Annotated in this window: 13 protein-coding genes; 7 read left to right on the forward strand and 6 right to left on the reverse strand. The window is 71.7% G+C overall.

What is annotated here, in order from left to right:
- Window positions 1-305: 305 nt before the first annotated feature.
- Both KHC27_RS18730 and KHC27_RS18735 read left to right on the forward strand, forming a co-directional pair.
- The gene (locus tag KHC27_RS18730; RefSeq protein WP_213341035.1) at window positions 306-2,540 is read left to right on the forward strand and encodes a TonB-dependent hemoglobin/transferrin/lactoferrin family receptor; all 2,235 of its coding nucleotides are present in this window, start codon (window positions 306-308) and stop codon (window positions 2,538-2,540) included.
- Window positions 2,541-2,657: 117 nt separating this feature from the next.
- Window positions 2,658-3,254, forward strand: a complete 597-nt coding sequence (locus tag KHC27_RS18735; protein WP_213341037.1) for a biliverdin-producing heme oxygenase — start codon at window positions 2,658-2,660, stop codon at window positions 3,252-3,254.
- Window positions 3,255-3,314: 60 nt separating this feature from the next.
- On the opposite strand, the gene KHC27_RS18740 is transcribed toward KHC27_RS18735, so the two are convergent.
- The 3 genes from KHC27_RS18740 to KHC27_RS18750 are packed head-to-tail and all read right to left on the reverse strand — an operon-like array spanning window position 3,315 to window position 6,250.
- Entirely contained in the window at window positions 3,315-4,109 is a 795-nt protein-coding gene (locus tag KHC27_RS18740; RefSeq protein ID WP_246520065.1) for a heme ABC transporter ATP-binding protein, read from the reverse strand.
- Window positions 4,106-5,197 carry a FecCD family ABC transporter permease gene (locus KHC27_RS18745; protein ID WP_213341039.1) on the reverse strand — a complete coding sequence of 364 codons (1,092 nt, stop codon included), beginning with the start codon at window positions 5,195-5,197 and terminating at the stop codon, window positions 4,106-4,108. Before KHC27_RS18745 ends, KHC27_RS18740 begins: the two co-directional genes overlap by 4 nt.
- Before the next feature lie 39 nt (window positions 5,198-5,236).
- On the reverse strand, window positions 5,237-6,250 hold the full coding sequence (locus KHC27_RS18750; RefSeq protein WP_213341041.1) for a heme/hemin ABC transporter substrate-binding protein: 1,014 nt from the start codon (window positions 6,248-6,250) through the stop codon (window positions 5,237-5,239).
- 235 nt (window positions 6,251-6,485) lie between these two features.
- Between KHC27_RS18750 and KHC27_RS18755 the strand changes: the two genes are divergently transcribed.
- The gene (locus KHC27_RS18755) at window positions 6,486-7,574 is read left to right on the forward strand and encodes an aldose epimerase family protein (protein WP_246520066.1); all 1,089 of its coding nucleotides are present in this window, start codon (window positions 6,486-6,488) and stop codon (window positions 7,572-7,574) included.
- Window positions 7,575-7,616: 42 nt separating this feature from the next.
- On the opposite strand, the gene KHC27_RS18760 is transcribed toward KHC27_RS18755, so the two are convergent.
- Complete coding sequence (locus tag KHC27_RS18760) at window positions 7,617-8,576, reverse strand: alpha/beta hydrolase family protein (protein WP_213341043.1); 960 nt, start codon at window positions 8,574-8,576, stop codon at window positions 7,617-7,619.
- A 128-nt stretch (window positions 8,577-8,704) separates the two neighbouring features.
- Complete coding sequence (locus KHC27_RS18765) at window positions 8,705-9,685, reverse strand: SDR family oxidoreductase (protein ID WP_213341044.1); 981 nt, start codon at window positions 9,683-9,685, stop codon at window positions 8,705-8,707.
- Between the two features lie 87 nt (window positions 9,686-9,772).
- On the opposite strand from KHC27_RS18765, the gene KHC27_RS18770 reads away from it, so the two are divergent.
- Window positions 9,773-10,153, forward strand: a complete 381-nt coding sequence (locus tag KHC27_RS18770; RefSeq protein ID WP_246520067.1) for a winged helix-turn-helix transcriptional regulator — start codon at window positions 9,773-9,775, stop codon at window positions 10,151-10,153.
- A gap of 87 nt (window positions 10,154-10,240) precedes the next feature.
- Here the strand turns inward: KHC27_RS18770 and KHC27_RS18775 are convergent, their stop codons facing one another.
- Window positions 10,241-10,564: a helix-turn-helix transcriptional regulator gene (locus tag KHC27_RS18775; protein WP_425514893.1), complete on the reverse strand. Its 324-nt coding sequence runs from the start codon at window positions 10,562-10,564 to the stop codon at window positions 10,241-10,243.
- 64 nt (window positions 10,565-10,628) lie between these two features.
- Here KHC27_RS18775 and KHC27_RS18780 point away from each other — a divergent pair, with 64 nt between their 5' ends.
- The 3 genes from KHC27_RS18780 to KHC27_RS18790 are packed head-to-tail and all read left to right on the forward strand — an operon-like array spanning window position 10,629 to window position 15,609.
- Window positions 10,629-13,598, forward strand: coding sequence for a monovalent cation/H+ antiporter subunit A (locus KHC27_RS18780; protein WP_213341048.1), 2,970 nt, complete (start codon window positions 10,629-10,631; stop codon window positions 13,596-13,598).
- On the forward strand, window positions 13,598-13,936 hold the full coding sequence (locus KHC27_RS18785; RefSeq protein WP_213341050.1) for a Na+/H+ antiporter subunit C: 339 nt from the start codon (window positions 13,598-13,600) through the stop codon (window positions 13,934-13,936). The genes KHC27_RS18780 and KHC27_RS18785 overlap by 1 nt, the downstream gene beginning before the upstream one ends.
- Window positions 13,933-15,609, forward strand: coding sequence for a monovalent cation/H+ antiporter subunit D (locus KHC27_RS18790; RefSeq protein ID WP_213341052.1), 1,677 nt, complete (start codon window positions 13,933-13,935; stop codon window positions 15,607-15,609). The genes KHC27_RS18785 and KHC27_RS18790 overlap by 4 nt, the downstream gene beginning before the upstream one ends.

Raw genomic sequence — 15,609 nt, forward strand, 5'->3', positions numbered from 1 at the left:
GGCATTTACACCGTCTCCACACAGAGCCCTTGTCTGTAGCTGTAATAAATATCAAAAACAATTCGCCTCACTCATGGCAATAATGCGACACCGACGAATCCATTTAAGTCACTGATTCAACAAGATTTCGATTTTGTAATAACTCCAAATAAATATCAGGCCCGTTTGACTGAGAGAAATCACCCAAATACTTGTCCTTGACGCAGCGAATGCGGGGGCTTCGCTGCGCCGGAACCGGCATCGCCGGGCCGGGCCTTGGATGCAGCAGCGCCCGCCGCGAGGCCGGCCGAATTGGGGATTTCATCATGACCGCGACGCCCGCCCGCCACCCCAGGTCCCACCGGACCCCGCCGCGCCGGGCGGCCCGCCGCCGCCTGCGTCTTGGCGTGTCGCTGCTCTCCCTCGCCGCGGCGGTGCCGGCGCTGGCGCAGCAGGCCGCGACGACGACGCCCGCCGGCACCAGCGCGGCGATGATCGCCACCGACCAGTACATCGCGCTCGACCCCGTCACCGTGGTCGCCACCCGCACCCCGGAAAGCTGGATCGACACCCTCGCCGGGGTCAGCGTGCTGCGGCCGGACGACATCGAGAGGCTGATGCCGGTACGCACCGCCGACCTGTTCCAGGGCATGCCGAGCGTCACCGCCATCGAGAACGGCAACTCCACCCAGACCGCCATCAACATTCGTGGCCTGCAGGATTTCGGCCGCGTCGCGGTCATCATCGACGGCGCCCGGCAGAACTTCACCCAGCTCGGCCACGGCAACGGCGCCGGCACCTTCTTCGTCGAGCCGGGGCTGATCTCGACCGTGGACGTGGTGCGCGGCCCGGTGTCGAACATCTACGGCTCCGGCGCCATCGGCGGCGTGGTGACGATGCAGACCAAGGATGCCGCCGACATCATCGCCCCCGGCCAGAGCTGGGGCATCGAGGCCAATGCCGAGGGCGGCAGCAACGGGCCGATGGGGTTCGGCTCGCTGTTCGGCGCCACCAGGGTCGGCCAGAACGTCGACCTTTTCGTCGGCGGCACCTATCGCGACCAGGGCGACTACAAGGACGGCAACGGCGACACCGTCGCCAACACCGCCTACGACACCTGGACCGGCATCGCGAAAGCGACCTTCCGCCCCGCCGACTTCCACGAGGTGAAGATCTCGGCGATGAACTATGTCAGCGACTTCACCACCAGCAGCGATTCCGCCAGCACGGCGACCCAGTACGACACCACCGTGACCAACACCACGGTGTCGGCGGCGTGGAACTACTCCAACCCCGACGACAATCTGTTCGACTGGCGTTCCAGCGTCTACTGGAACCGGGTGGACGAGGACCAGACCAAGGTCGCCGGCTCGACCAGCCTCATCACCGGCGCGATCGGCGATCCCCGCAGCTTCGTCATCGACACGGTGGGCTTCGACGCCAACAACACCTCGCGCTTCGAGGGCGCCGGCTGGGCCAACGCCATCACCTATGGCGGCGACTATTTCCACGACGATGTCGACAACACCGACGATTACGGCTTCGGCGACGGCTACAACCCCTCGGGCGAGCGCGGCGTGGGCGGCGGCTTCGTGCAGTGGAAGGGCAACTACTCCACCTGGCTGGAGGCCATCGCCGCGCTGCGCTACGACGCCTACTCCCTCAGCTCCGACGACGGCGGCACCTCCGGCGACCGGCTTTCGCCGAAATTCACCCTCGGCGTCACCCCGTGGGACTGGATCACCGTCTACGGCACCTATGCCGAAGGCTACCGCGCGCCGTCGGTCACCGAGGCGCTGATCTCCGGCTCGCACCCCGCCTTCTTCACCGGCGGCTCCGCCCCGTTCGCCTTCGTGCCCAATCCCGGGCTGCAGGCGGAAGTCGGCAAGAACAAGGAAATCGGCGTCAACATCAAGAAGGACGACCTGTTCGTCAGCGGCGACAGGCTGCGCATCAAGGCGAGCTACTACCAGAACGATGTCGACAACTACATCGAGCTGGTGACCTATGGCGATCCCGCCTGCATCTATTCGGTGCGCGGGCGCTGCGTCGCCTATAACGGCTACTCCCTCGCGCAGTACCAGAATGTCGAGGAGGCGCGGCTGCGCGGCTTCGAGTTCGAGGGCACCTATGATGCCCGGCGCTGGTTCCTCGGCCTGTCCGGCCAGACCACGGACGGCGAGGTCACCGCGGGCGCGGATGCCGGCCAGCCGCTCTCCACCGTGCCGCCGGACCAGATCACCACCACGCTCGGCTTCCGCTTCCTCGACGAGCGGCTCACCATCGCCGCCCGCTGGACCGCGGTCGCCGCCGTCACCGCCTCCGACCTGCCGGACAATGCGGTCTACGACCCCACGCCGAGCTTCAACCTCGTCAGCCTCTATGCCGGCTACCAGTGGAACCCGGACACGCTGCTGCGGCTCTCCGTGGAAAACCTGCTCGACGAGCAATATACCCAATACCAGACCTTCCTGCCCAGCGCCGGCCTGACGGTGAAGGCGGGCATCACCGTGCGCTTCGGCGGCGGGGTGGCGAGCGCCCAGCCGCTGATCACCAAGTAACCGACGGAAACCGGCCGCCCCGGCGGCTCCGGCGGGGCTCCGCCGCCCCTCGGCACCAGCGGTCCGCGGCGCCGGTCCGCGGGCCACACGCCGCACCGACACGAAAGAAGCCGACACATGACGATTGCCGCCGAACCCGCCGCCTCCCGCGCCCGCCGCCTGCGCAACGCCTCCCACGAGGCGCATGAACGGGTCGACGCCGCGGTCATGGCCGCTGCGCCCTTCGCGAGCCGCCACCGCTACGCCGGCTTCCTGCGCTTCCAGCACCGGCTGCACCGCCGGGTGGAGGCGCTCTATGCCGATGCCGCGCTGGCCGCGCATCTGCCCGGCCTTGCCGCCCGCTCCCGCCTCGCGGCGCTGGAGCAGGATTTCGCCGATCTCGGCCTCGACCTGCCCCCCGCGGCGGAAGCCGTGGCGCTGCCGCTGCCGGAAGCGCTCGGCTGGCTCTATGTGGTGGAGGGCTCCAACATGGGCGCCGCGCTCCTCGCCCGCGAGGCCGCGGGCCTCGGCCTCGACGAGGGCTTCGGCGCCCGCCATCTCGCCGGCCACGCCGAAGGGCGCGGCCTGCACTGGCGCCGCTTCACCGCCGCGCTGGACGCGGTCGCGCTCTCGGCGGAAGAGGAGGCCCGGGCCGAAGCCGCCGCCCGCGCCGCCTTCGCCCATGTGCTGGAGCTGGTGCGGCTGGAGCTGGCGGGCGAGGAACTCGGCGGCTGAGCCCCTCTCTCCCGACGTCGAGCCCCGGCCGCGGGCAAGACGCCGGGCCGGCGGCCCGCCTCATCCCTCCAGCCCCTGCGGCAGCAGGAAAGGCGAGGCCGGCGCCCAGCCGATGCGGGCGCGCACCCCATAGAGCGCGGCGATCCCCGCATCGGTCATCACCTCCGCCGGGGTGCCGCGCGCCGCCACCCGGCCCGCCTGCAGCGCCACGATCTCGTCCGCCGCCATCGCCGCGAGGTTGAGGTCGTGCAGCACGGCGAGCACCCCCACCCCTTCCGCCGCGATCTCCCGCATCAGCCGCACCACCTGCACCTGGTGGGCGAGGTCGAGGCTCGCGGTCGGCTCGTCGAGCAGCAGATAGCCCGGCCGCGCGCCGTGTTCGAGCTGGAGCAGCGCCCGGGCGAGCTGCACCCGCTGCATCTCCCCTCCCGATAGCCGCTCATAGAGCCCCGCTCCCCGGCCGGCGAGGCCGACCCGGGCCAGCAGCCGCGCGACCCGCTCCGCCGTGGTGCGGCCGGGCGGCGCGCCGAGCGCGACCACCTCGGCGAGGGTGAAGGGAAAGGCCACCTGCGCCGCCTGCGGCAGCACCGCCCGCCGCCGCGCCAGCGCCGCGGGCGGGAGGCGGAAGATGTCCCCGCCGTCGAGGCTCACCCGGCCCTCCTGCGGGCGGATCTCGCCGGCCAGCACCTTGAGCAGGCTCGACTTGCCGGCCCCGTTCGGGCCGATCAGCACGCTGACCCGGCCCGGCGCCAGCGCGACGCCGGCCCCCTCCAGCAGCCGCCGGCCGTTGCGGCGCAGCCCGATGCCCTGCGCCACATAGCCGGCGCCCTCCTCCATCTCCGCCACCCCGCTCATCCAAACAGCGCCGCCCGGCGGCGCAGCAGCAGGGCGAGGAAGAACGGCGCGCCGAACGCGGCGGTCACCACGCCGAGCGGCAGCTCGGCCGGCGCCACCAGTGTGCGCGCCGCCACATCCGCCCCCAGCAGCAGCGCGCCGCCGAGCAGCGCGCTCGCCGGCAGCAGGGCGCGGTGGCCGGGCCCCATCATCATCCGCACCAGATGCGGCACCACCAGCCCGACGAAGCCGATCACCCCCGCCATCGCCACCGCCGCCCCCACCGCGGCGGCGACGCCGGCAATGGCGAGGCGCTTGGTGCGCTGCACGTCGACGCCGATATGGAAGGCCTCGGCCTCGCCCAGCGCCAGCGCGTCGAGCGGCCGCGCCAGCGGCAGGGCGGCGGCCAGCATGAACAGCAGGAAGGGCAGCCCCGCCGCGACCTTGGCCCAGGTCGCGCCGCCGAGGCTGCCGAAGGTCCAGAAGGTGAAGTCGCGCAATTGCTGGTCGGAGGCGAGGAACACCATCACCCCGGTGCCCGCCCCGCTCAGCGCGCCGACCGCGATGCCGGCGAACAGCAGGGTGGCGACCGAGGTGCGCCCGTCCCGCGTCGCGATGGCGTAGAGCGCGAAGGTGGCCGCCAGCGCGCCGAGAAAGGCGCAGGCCGGCAGGCCGGCGCCGGCAAGGGCCGCCGGCAGATGCGCCGCGGCCAGCCCGTCGAGCACCGGCGCACCGAGCACGATCCACATCACCGCCGCCAGCGCCGCGCCGTTGGAAACCCCGATCAGCGCCGGGTCGGCCAGCGGGTTGCGGAACAGGCCCTGCATCACCGCCCCGCCCAGCGCGATCGCCGCCCCCACCAGCGCCCCGAGCAGGGTGCGCGGCAGACGGATGTCGAGCACGATCACCGCGTCGCGCACCCCGGCGAGCGAAGCGCCGCGCAGCGCCGCCGCCAGCACCTCCAGCACCCGCCCGGCGGGAAGCGTGACCGGCCCGATGGCGAGCGAGGCCAGCACCGCGAGCCCCAGCAGGCCGGCGCAGGCGGCAAGCCCGGCGCGCGGGCCCACCCGCCGGCCGCCGGCCGGGGCCTTCGCCACGGCAAGGCTCATCGCGGGAACCTCATGGCGGGGACCTCATGGCGGGGGACCTCACCCCGGCGATCCCGCCGGTGCGGCAATCGCGGGGCGGTCGGCCGGCGGGGTGGCCGCGGCATTGGCCGGGCGGGTCCAGCCATGGGCCGGCAGGGCCGGAAGGTCGAGTTCGGGATAGACCAGCGCCATCAGGTCGCGCGCCGCCTGCGGGGTGCGCGGGCCGAAATTGAGGGCATAGCCGCCGTCGACGCGGAAGATGCGCCCCTCCTTCACCGCCGGTGTGCCGGCAAAGCCCGGCAGTGCCGCAAGCGCCGCGTCGGTGAGGCCGTGGCCGCGGTCGGCCATCAGGATCAGCGCGTCCGGCGCGGCGGCCATCAGCGCCTCGTCCACCGCCGGCTTGTAGCCGGTGAGCCCGGACATGGCGTTGACGATGCCGGCGAGGTGAAACAGCGCATCCGCGCTGCTGCCGGCGCCGCCGACCACCGGCGCCGCGCCGGTGGCGGAGAGGATGAAGGCGGCCCGGCGTGGCGTCACGATCCGCTCCCGCAGCGCCGCCAGCGCGGCGAAGTCGCGCCCGACCGCGCCCGCAACCTCTTCGCCGCGCGCGGGCACCCCCATCAGCGCGGCGACGCGGCGGATATTGGCCAGCACCGCCTCGGGCGTGCGCGCCTCCGGCAGGGTCTCGAACGGAACCGAGGCACCCTTCAGCACCGCCACCACATCCGGCGGGCCGGCGCCCTGCTGCGCCAGGATGAGGGTCGGCCCGACCGAGAGCACGCCCTCGGCCGAGAGCGCGCGGATGTAGCCGACATTGGGCCGGGTCGCGAGCGCGGCCGGCGGGTAGGTGCTGGAGACGTCCACCGCCACCACCCGCTCCTCCAGCCCGAGCGCGTAGAGGATTTCCGTGGTCGCCCCGCCGATGGAGACGACGCGGGCGCGCACCGCCTCCGGCAGGGCCTCGCCCGCCTCGCCCGCCGCGCACGGGCCGGCGGACGCCACGAAGGGCAGGACCAGGAACAGGGCCGCGAGGCCAGCCGGCAGGGCACGGCGGAGGCGGTTCAGACGCTGCATGATGTCGACACCTTTCACCCGCCCCGATGACTGGTGCTGTGCTGGACCCCGCGCGGCATGGCGTCAAGATAGACCGGGTTCAGGTCGATCACTTCCGAAAGAACTGTGCTTCCCATGCCATTTTATTGAATTGTTCCATTTAAGGACTGTGCGCGTTACTTTCGCACCTCGGCGCTGGCGGCCTGGTCCGGCTCCGGCTATGGCTTGCGGCGCCAGCCCGGAAGGAACCGCCGCCATGGACATGCCCGCCGCCCCCGCACCTTCGCCCGCCCCCGCCCGGCGGGAGATCTTCGGCCACCTGCCGGACGGCGAGGCGGTCGAGCGCGTCCGGCTCCGCGGGGCGGACGGCTTCGAGGCCGCGATCATCACCTATGGCGCGGCGGTGCAGGCCCTCCTCGTGCCCGACCGCGCCGGCCACCCGGCCGACGTGGTGCTGGGCCATGACGAACTGGCGCCCTATGTCGAGACCCGCCGCTTCTTCGGCGCCACCATCGGGCGCTACGCCAACCGCATCGCCGGCGGCGGCTTCACGCTGGACGGCGCCCGCTACACGCTCGCCGCCAATAACGGCCCGAACGCGCTGCATGGCGGCATCGAAGGGTTCGACCGCAAGAACTGGCAGGTCGTCGCGGCCGATGCCGGTGCGGTGACGCTGTCCTGCCTCAGCCCGGATGGCGAGGAGGGCTTTCCCGGCACGGTGACGGCCCGCCTCACCTACGCCCTCACCGGGCCGCGCGAGCTCACGCTTTCCTTCGAGGCGACCACCGACCGGGCCACGGTGGTGAACCTCACCCATCACGGCTTCTTCAACCTCGCCGGGGTCGAGGCCGGCGGCGACGTGCTGGACCACGTGCTGACGCTGCCGGCGGCGCATTACCTGCCGGTCGACGCCACCGCGATTCCGCTGGCGGGCCCCGCTCCAGTGGCCGGCACGCCGTTCGACTTCCGCAGCCCGACCCCGATCGGCGCCCGCATCCGCGATGATCACGAGCAGGTGCGGCTCGGCCGCGGCTATGACCACAACTGGTGCCTCGGCGAGGGCCGCGCCGCCGCGCCGGTGCTGGCGGCCCGGGTGGAGCATCCCGGCTCCGGCCGGGTGATGGAGCTTCTCACCGACCAGCCCGGCCTGCAGTTCTATTCCGGCAATTTTCTTGATGGCACCGCCGTGGGCAAGTTCGGCCGGCTGCACCGCCAGTCCGACGCCTTCTGCCTCGAGCCGCAGTTCTGGCCGGACACCCCGAACCGGCCGGACTTCCCCTCCTGCCGGCTGGAGCCGGGCGAGGTGTGGCGGCACGTCTCGGTCTACCGTTTCTCGGCGGTGTAGCGGGGCGGCGGCGCGTTCGGCGCGGGCGGGGGACGCCGGCCGTCAGGCGGTCCCCTCCTCTGTGCCGCCGACCGGCAGCAGCTTCCCGGCATGGCCCGGCGGCAGCGCCCCACGCGCCAGCCATTCCAGCGCCAGCGGCCACAGCGTCGGCCGGAACCGCTCGTGGAAGAAGGCGAAGTGACCGATCGCGGTCTCCCCCACCTCCGCCGGGGCAAGGCGCAGATGGGTGCGGGGGCAGCCGGTGAAATAGCCGAGCAGCCGCTCGGTGGCGGCGATGGTGCCGAAGGGATCGTCCGTGAGGCTGATGGCCAGCAGCGGCGCGCGCAGCGCGGCGAAGCGTGCCGGCAGCGCCGCCGCGGCCGCCGGGTCGTGACGGCGCAGGCTGGCCTCGAACCGCCCGCCCATGCGGCTCCAGTCGCGGGCGACCCCGGCGGGCGTGTCCTCCATCCAGCCGAGCCGGCGCGCCGGCACATAGCCGAACAGCGCGGCGAGGGCGGGCATGGCGACATGCCATTTCAGGTACATGGCGCGCCGCGCCGCCGGGTCGTAATCGCGCCAATGGGCGAATTGCGAGCCCACCGTGACGATGCGCGACACCGCCACGGCCGAAGGCGCCAGCCCCACCGCGAAGCCGCCGATGGAATGGGCCACCACATGCAGCGCCCGCCCGAGGCCGCGCGCCGCGGCGAAGCCGAGCGCGGCGTCGAGGTCCTGCTCGCCCCAGTCGACCCAGCCGGCGTGGAAGTCGCGCAGCCGGGCCGGGCGCGACTCGCCGATGCCGCGATAATCGAAGGTCAGCACGTCGAAGCCGTGATCGGCGAGCCAGCCGGCGAAGCGGGCGTAATAGCGCGCCCGCACCGAGGTGGCGGGGGCGATGACGACGATGGGTCGGCTGGCGCCGGGCTGCTCACACAGCGTGGCGCCGAGCCGGTAGCCGTCGGCGGCGCGAAGACGCACCGGCACGCCGGCTGTCCGCCCGCCCTCGCCCGCCTGCTCCGCCATTGCGCCTTCCCCCTCCACCGGCCGCCACCCGCGGACCCTCTGCCGGCCGCACGGCCCGCGCCTCGCGCCTCGCGCCTCGCGCCGAACCATGCCGCCGCCGCGCGCGGGTGTCGACGCGCCTGGCAGAGTCAGCGGGATGGTTCGAGCAGGTTGAGCCGCACAAGACTTTGGGCGGTGGCGAGGATGGCCTCCTCGGGTGCGCGCGGCTGCCAGCCCAGCCTCCGTCTCGCCTTGTCGCTGCTCGACCGCCGGGGGTGCGCGGCAGCCGGCGCGGAGGCCGCGCGACGAGGCACCTTCACGGCGGCTTCGCCGAGGTGCTCGCGCAAGAGGGTGGCGACTCCCAGCAGCGACAGCGGTTCGCCGCTGACGGCGATGAAACGCTCGCCCGCCGCGCACGGCTCCACCATGGCCCGCAGGTGCAGGTCGGCGACGTCGCGCACGTCCACCACGCCGAACCACATATCCGGCAGTTCGGGCGGAAAGGCCCCGTCGAGCAATCCCTTGACGATCTGAACCGACGCCGAGAGCTGAGGGCCGAGCACGGGGCCGAAAATGCCGGTCGGATTGACCACGCTCAGTTCCGGCGCTCCGCTCGCCGTGACGAAGTCCCACGCCGCGCGCTCCGCCACGACCTTCGACAGGATGTAGGGCTGGTTCGGTGCCTCGATCGGGGTCCAGTCCGCCTCCGTATGGACATGGCCCGCCGGCGCGGAACCATAGCCGACGGCGGCAAAGGACGACGTCAGGACGACGCGTTTAACACCGGCCTGACGCGCCGCCCGAAGCACGCGCAGCGTTCCCTCGCGTGCCGGCACGATCAGTTCGTCCGGGTTGGCCGGCTGGACCGGAGGGAAGGGCGATGCCGTGTGCAGGACATGGTCGCAGCCGGCGGCGGCCTCGGCCCACCCTTCGTCACTCCCCAGATCCGCAGCGTGGAAGGTGAGCCCGGGCGTGGTGTCGGCCCCGGCCGCCGCAAGCGTGGAGCGGACGTCGCTCTCCTTGTCGAGATTCCTCAGCGTCGCGCGCACCTCATGTCCCGCCGCCAACGCCGCCAGAATGCAATGACCGCCAAGGAAGCCCGAGCCACCCGTAACAAGAACCTTGCTCATCCGATCGTCATGCCTTCACATTTCGTCCGTTGCGCAGTGTGCGGCTTGTAGCGAGCCTGACAAGCAGGATGGATTTTCTGAGGTAGTATGGAAATGCAGACTGTAGAACCGCGCAGCTATGGCAAGGATTGCGAGGACTGTACGGGGCCGGAGCGCATCGACGTCCTGCGGTTCCAGCGCGCCATCAGGGCCATTACGGGAAAATGGAAGATCGAGATCGTCTGCAGCCTGGTCGGCGGGCCAATGCGGTTCGGCGAACTGCGTCGCGCGCTGCCGGGCGTGACCCAGCACATGCTGACCGCGCAGCTGCGCACGCTCGAACACGACGGCATCGTCATCCGCACCGTCTATGCCGAGATGCCTCCCCGCGTGGACTACGCGCTGTCGCGGGCCGGCATCGAGCTTATGCCGACCTTTGCCGCCTTGCGTGACTGGGCGTTGCGCTATGAGCACCAGCTCCCGGACTGATGCTGGCAAGGCAATGCATCAGGCCCGCGGCTGACGTCGACGGCGCACGGCGACGGGTGCGGCGGGCGGGCGCGGCGGGCGGCCGGCTCAGTCCGCCGGCGGGATGTGGGGCACGGCGGCGATGTCCGGCGCCGCCCCGCCGCCGCCGCACAGCCGGACCCCGCAGCCGCCACCCTCGTCCGCCAGCAGCCGGATGCCCGCCGCCTCGAAGGTGCGCACCAGCACGCTCTCGGTCGCGCGGTGCAGCGCGTGGCGGCCGACCTCGAAGTCGCGGATGGTGCTGCGCGAGACCCCCGCCGCCGAGGCGAGCTGGTCCTGGGTCCAGTCGAGGAAACCGCGGGCGGCGCGGCACTGCGCAGGAGAGAGAACCATGCGATTTTGGCCTTGCTCGATCCGGCCATATTCAACCATAATGGGCGAAATCGATCAACCTGGGTAAATTCGCCGCGCGCATCAGAGGGAGCACACCGCCCGAATGCCGACCAGCACGCACCTCCTGCTGCTCGTCCTCGTGCTTCCCTTCGGCGGCAGTCTTGCGGCCGCCTTTCTGCCGACCCACGCCCGCACCGCCGCGGCGCTGATGGCGGGCCTCGTCGGCCTCGCCGGCACCATCGCCGTGGTGCTGCTCTACCCCCACGCCGCCGAGGGCGCGCTGCGCCTCAAGGTGGAATGGCTGCCGAGTCTGGGGCTCACCTTCTCGCTGCGGCTGGACGGGCTGAGCTGGCTGTTCGCCGGCCTCGTCTACGGCATCGGCATGCTGGTGGCGCTGTATGCCCGCTACTACATGTCGGAAGAAGACCCGGTGCCCCGCTTCTTCTCGTTCCTGCTCGCCTTCATGGGGGCGATGGCCGGGGTCGTGCTGTCGGGCAACCTCATCCAGATCGTGTTCTTCTGGGAGCTGACCAGCCTCTTCTCCTTCCTGCTGATCGGCTACTGGCACCAGAACGCGGCGGCGCGCGACGGGGCGCGTATGGCGCTCACCGTCACCGGCACCGGCGGGCTGTGCCTGTTCGTCGGCGTGGTGCTGCTCGGCCACATCGTCGGCAGCTACGACCTCGACGTGGTGCTGACCTCCGGGGCGCTGATCGCCGCGCACCCGCTCTACGGGCCGGCGCTGGCGCTGATCCTGCTCGGCGCCTTCACCAAGTCGGCGCAGGTGCCGTTCCATTTCTGGCTGCCCAACGCCATGACGGCGCCGACCCCGGTCTCGGCCTATCTGCATTCGGCGACGATGGTGAAGGCCGGGGTGTTCCTGCTGATGCGGCTGTGGCCGGCGCTGGCGGGCACCGACGTGTGGTTCTACGCGGTGGTGCCGGTGGGGCTGGCGACGCTGGTGTTCGGCGCCTTCGCCGCCATCTTCCAGCAGGACCTCAAGGGGCTGCTGGCCTATTCCACCATCAGCCATCTCGGCCTCATCACCCTGCTGCTCGGCCTCGGCAGCCCGCTGGCGGCGGTGGCGGCGATCTTCCACACCATCAACCACGCCACCTTCAAGGCCTCGCTGTTCATGGCGGCGGGCATCATCGACCACGAGACCGGCACCCGCGACCTGCGCAGGCTGAGCGGGCTCTACCCCTTCATGCCGGTGACGGCGCGGCTCGCCATGGTGGCGGCGGCGGCGATGGCCGGGGTGCCGCTGCTGAACGGCTTCCTCTCCAAGGAGATGTTCTTCGCCGAGACGGCGGAGAATCACACCGGCTCGCTGCTGGACGATTCGCTGCCCTATTTCGCCACCATCGCCGGGGTGTTCTCGGTCGCCTATTCGCTGCGCTTCATCCTCGGCGCCTTCTTCGGCCCGCCGCCGAAAGACCTGCCCCGCACCCCGCACGAGCCGCCGCACTGGATGCGGTTTCCCATCGAGGTGCTGGTGCTGATCTGCATCGTGGTGGGCGTGGTGCCGAGCTGGACCGTCGGCCCGGTGCTGGCGGACGCCGCCCGCGCCGTGGTGGGGCCGAGCCTGCCCTATTACAGCCTCGCGGTCTGGCACGGCTTCACGCTGGCGCTGGCCATGAGCATCGTGGCCGTGGTCGGCGGCATCTTCCTCTACGTGCTGCTGCGCGACTATCTCGACACCGGCATGGAAGGGCCGCCGCTGCTGCGCCGGCTCAGGGGCCAGCGCATCTTCGAGAAGGTGCTGGTCACCGTGTCGTGGCGCTGGGCCCGCGCGCTGGAGCGCTGGTTCGGCTCGCGCCGGCTCCAGCCCCAGCTCCGGGTGCTGGTGGCGGTGACGCTGCTGGCCGGCGCCCTGCCCTTCCTGCTCCACGGCGCCGCCGCGCCGGGCCCGCAGGCCGGCACCCCGCTCGACCCTGCCTTCGCCGCCGTGTGGGCGGTGGGCATCGTCTGCTCCATCGCCGCGGCCTATACCGCGAAGTTCCACCGCCTCGCGGCGCTGGTGCTCATCGGCATCGCCGGCCTCGTCACCTGCGTCACCTTCGTGTGGCTGTCGGCGCCGGACCTCGCGGTGACCCAGCTTCTCGTCGAGATCGTCACCACCGTGCTGCTGCTGCTGGGCCTGCGCTGGCTGCCGCAGCGCCAGGAGCCGGTCTATGGCGAGGGAACCCCGCTGAAGGTGCGGCTGCGCCGCGCGGCCGACTTCGTGCTCGCGCTGCTGGTGGGCGGCGGCATGGCGACCCTCTCCTATCTCGTCATGACCCGCCCGCTGCCCGACAGCGTGTCCCGCTTCTTCGTCGAGCGGGCCTATACCGAAGGCGGCGGCACCAACATCGTCAACGTCATCCTGGTGGATTTCCGCGCCTTCGACACCCAGGGCGAGATCGCGGTGCTGTGCATCGTGGCGCTGACGGTGTTCGCGCTGCTGCGCCGCTTCCGCCCCGCCGCCGAGACGGTGGAGCGGCCGCGCCAGCAGAAGCTGCAGAACGCCTATGACGCCGCCGCGCCGGAACGGCAGGTGGGCGACACCATGGCGGACTACATGTTCGTGCCCGGCCTCATCATGCACTGGATGTTCCCGGTGGTGGTGGTGCTGGCGGTGTATCTGTTCATGCGCGGCCACGACCTGCCGGGCGGCGGCTTCGCCGCCGGCGTCACCCTCTCCATCGCCTTCGTGATGCAGTACATCGCCGCCGGCACCCGCTGGGTGGAGGACCATCTGCGCGTGCTGCCGCTGCGCTGGATGGGGCTCGGCCTGCTCACCGCGCTGGCGACCGGCGCCGGCGCCTGGGCGTTCGGCGCGCCCTTCCTCACCTCGCACCACCAGTATGTGTACCTGCCGCTGGTCGGCAAGGTGCCGGCGGCGACCGCGCTGCTGTTCGATCTCGGCGTGTTCGCGCTGGTGGTGGGCGCCACCGTGCTGATCCTCATCGCCCTCGCCCACCAGTCGCTGCGGCGAGCCCGGGTGCGCGAGGAGGCGGCGCGGGAGGAGAGCGCCGCGCCCGCCCCGCTGCCTCCGGTCGCCGCCGACCTGCAGACCGTGGGAGAGGCGTGATGGAACTCGTCCTCGCCGCCGGCATCGGCGTGCTCGCGGCCTCGGGGGTCTGGCTGGTGCTGCGCCCGCGCACCTACCAGCTCATCATCGGCCTCGCCCTGCTGTCCTATGCGGTGAACCTGTTCATCTTCGCCATGGGCCGGCTGCGGGTGGACGCGGCGCCGATCCTGCGCCCGGGCGAGGTCGGCGACCCCGCCGCTTTCGCCGACCCGCTGCCGCAGGCGCTGGTGCTGACCGCCATCGTCATCGGCTTCGCCATGACCGCCCTCTATCTCGTCGTGCTGCTGGCCTCGCGCGGCCTCACCGGTACCGACCATGTCGACGGGCGGGACGAATGAGCGCGCCGGTCGATCACCTCGTCATCGCCCCGGTGCTGCTGCCCATCGCGGTGGGCGCGCTGATGCTGCTGTTCAACGAGAAGCGGCGGCGGCTCAAGGCCGGCCTCAGCGTCGCCACCACCTTCGCGCTGCTGGCGATGGCGGTGGCGCTGCTGCTGCAGGCCATGGTCCCCGCGCCGGACGGCGACGCCCCGGTGATCGTGTATCCCCTCGGCAACTGGCCGGCGCCCTTCGGCATCGTGCTGGTGGCCGACCGGCTCTCGGCGCTGATGCTGGTGCTGAACGCGGTGCTGGGCTGCGCCACGCTGCTGTTCGCGCTGGCGCGCTGGCACAAGATGGGGCCGCGCTTCCACACCCTGTTCCTCATGCAGCTCGCCGGGCTGAACGGGGCCTTCCTCACCGGCGACCTGTTCAACCTGTTCGTGTTCTTCGAGGTGCTGCTGGCGGCGTCCTATGCGCTGCTGCTGCACGGCTCGGGCACGGTGCGGGTGCGCGCCAGCCTGCACTACATCCCCATCAATCTCGTCGCCTCCTCGCTGTTCCTGGTGGGGGTGGCGCTGATCTACGGCGTCACCGGCACGCTGAACATGGCCGACCTCGCCCGGCTGATCCCCGCCGTGCCGCCGCAGGACCGCATGCTGCTGGAGACCGGCGCGGCGGTGCTGGGCATCGCCTTCCTCATCAAGGCGGGAATGTGGCCGCTCGGCTTCTGGCTGCCCACCACCTATGCCGCCGCCTGCGCCCCCATCGCGGCGATGTTCGCCATCCTCAGCAAGCTCGGCATCTATGTGGTGGTGCGGCTGTTCCTGCTGTTCTTCGGCGAGGATGCCGGCGCCTCGGCCGGGTTCGGCGGGGACTGGCTGTTCTATGGCGGGCTGGCGACGCTGACCTTCGGCGGCATCGGCGCGCTGGCCTCGCAGTCCATGCCGCGGCTGGCGGGCTATTGCGTGCTGGTGTCCTCCGGCACGATTCTGACCGCGGTGGGCACCGGCAACAGCGCGGTGATCTCCGGCGCGCTCTACTACCTCGTCAGCTCCACGCTGGCGGCGGCGGCGTTCTTCCTGCTGATCGAGATGATCGAGCGCGGTCGCGAGGCGGGTGCCGACGTGCTCGCCGTCACCATGGAGGTGTTCGGCGACCCGGAGGAGGATGTCGAGGACGAGGACGAGGTCGGCGTCGCCATTCCCGGCACCATCGCGGTGCTGGGCGGGGCCTTCGTCGCCTGCACCGTGCTGTTCGCCGGGCTGCCGCCGCTCTCCGGCTTCATCGCCAAGTTCGCCATGCTCTCGGCGCTGGTGAACGAGGCGGGCGGCGTGCCGCCGGCGCACTGGGTGTTCATCGGCCTGCTGATGGCCACCGGCCTCGCCTCGCTGATCGCGATGACCCGCACCGGCATCCGCGCGCTGTGGGCGCCGCAGGAGAGCGAGATCCCCAGCGTGCGGGCGGTGGAGCTGGGCCCGGTGCTGGTGCTGATCGCGCTGTGCGCGGCGCTCACCGTGCTCGGCGGGCCGGCGATGGAATATATGGAGGTCACCGCGCAGCAGCTCTACTGGCCGCAGGAATATGCCCGCGACGTGCTCGCCGGCAGCGCCGCGCCGGCCGCCACCGCCCCGGTCCCCGGCGCGCCGGTGCCTGTGCCCGCCGCTCCGCCCGCCGTGCCGGGAGGCTCGTGA

The organism is Ancylobacter lacus (genome assembly GCF_018390635.1).
Taxonomy (GTDB): Bacteria; Pseudomonadota; Alphaproteobacteria; order Rhizobiales; family Xanthobacteraceae; genus Ancylobacter; species Ancylobacter lacus.

Coding starts and splice junctions, on each gene's coding strand:
- KHC27_RS18750 (WP_213341041.1), bottom strand. CDS start 6,250: ATGCAGCGTCTGAACCGCCTCCGCCGTGCCCTGCCGGCTGGCCTCGCG.
- KHC27_RS18780 (WP_213341048.1), top strand. CDS start 10,629: ATGCCGACCAGCACGCACCTCCTGCTGCTCGTCCTCGTGCTTCCCTTC.
- KHC27_RS18735 (WP_213341037.1), top strand. CDS start 2,658: ATGACGATTGCCGCCGAACCCGCCGCCTCCCGCGCCCGCCGCCTGCGC.
- KHC27_RS18760 (WP_213341043.1), bottom strand. CDS start 8,576: ATGGCGGAGCAGGCGGGCGAGGGCGGGCGGACAGCCGGCGTGCCGGTG.
- KHC27_RS18755 (WP_246520066.1), top strand. CDS start 6,486: ATGGACATGCCCGCCGCCCCCGCACCTTCGCCCGCCCCCGCCCGGCGG.
- KHC27_RS18785 (WP_213341050.1), top strand. CDS start 13,598: ATGGAACTCGTCCTCGCCGCCGGCATCGGCGTGCTCGCGGCCTCGGGG.
- KHC27_RS18745 (WP_213341039.1), bottom strand. CDS start 5,197: ATGAGCCTTGCCGTGGCGAAGGCCCCGGCCGGCGGCCGGCGGGTGGGC.
- KHC27_RS18770 (WP_246520067.1), top strand. CDS start 9,773: ATGGAAATGCAGACTGTAGAACCGCGCAGCTATGGCAAGGATTGCGAG.
- KHC27_RS18730 (WP_213341035.1), top strand. CDS start 306: ATGACCGCGACGCCCGCCCGCCACCCCAGGTCCCACCGGACCCCGCCG.
- KHC27_RS18775 (WP_425514893.1), bottom strand. CDS start 10,564: ATGGTTGAATATGGCCGGATCGAGCAAGGCCAAAATCGCATGGTTCTC.
- KHC27_RS18740 (WP_246520065.1), bottom strand. CDS start 4,109: ATGAGCGGGGTGGCGGAGATGGAGGAGGGCGCCGGCTATGTGGCGCAG.
- KHC27_RS18790 (WP_213341052.1), top strand. CDS start 13,933: ATGAGCGCGCCGGTCGATCACCTCGTCATCGCCCCGGTGCTGCTGCCC.
- KHC27_RS18765 (WP_213341044.1), bottom strand. CDS start 9,685: ATGAGCAAGGTTCTTGTTACGGGTGGCTCGGGCTTCCTTGGCGGTCAT.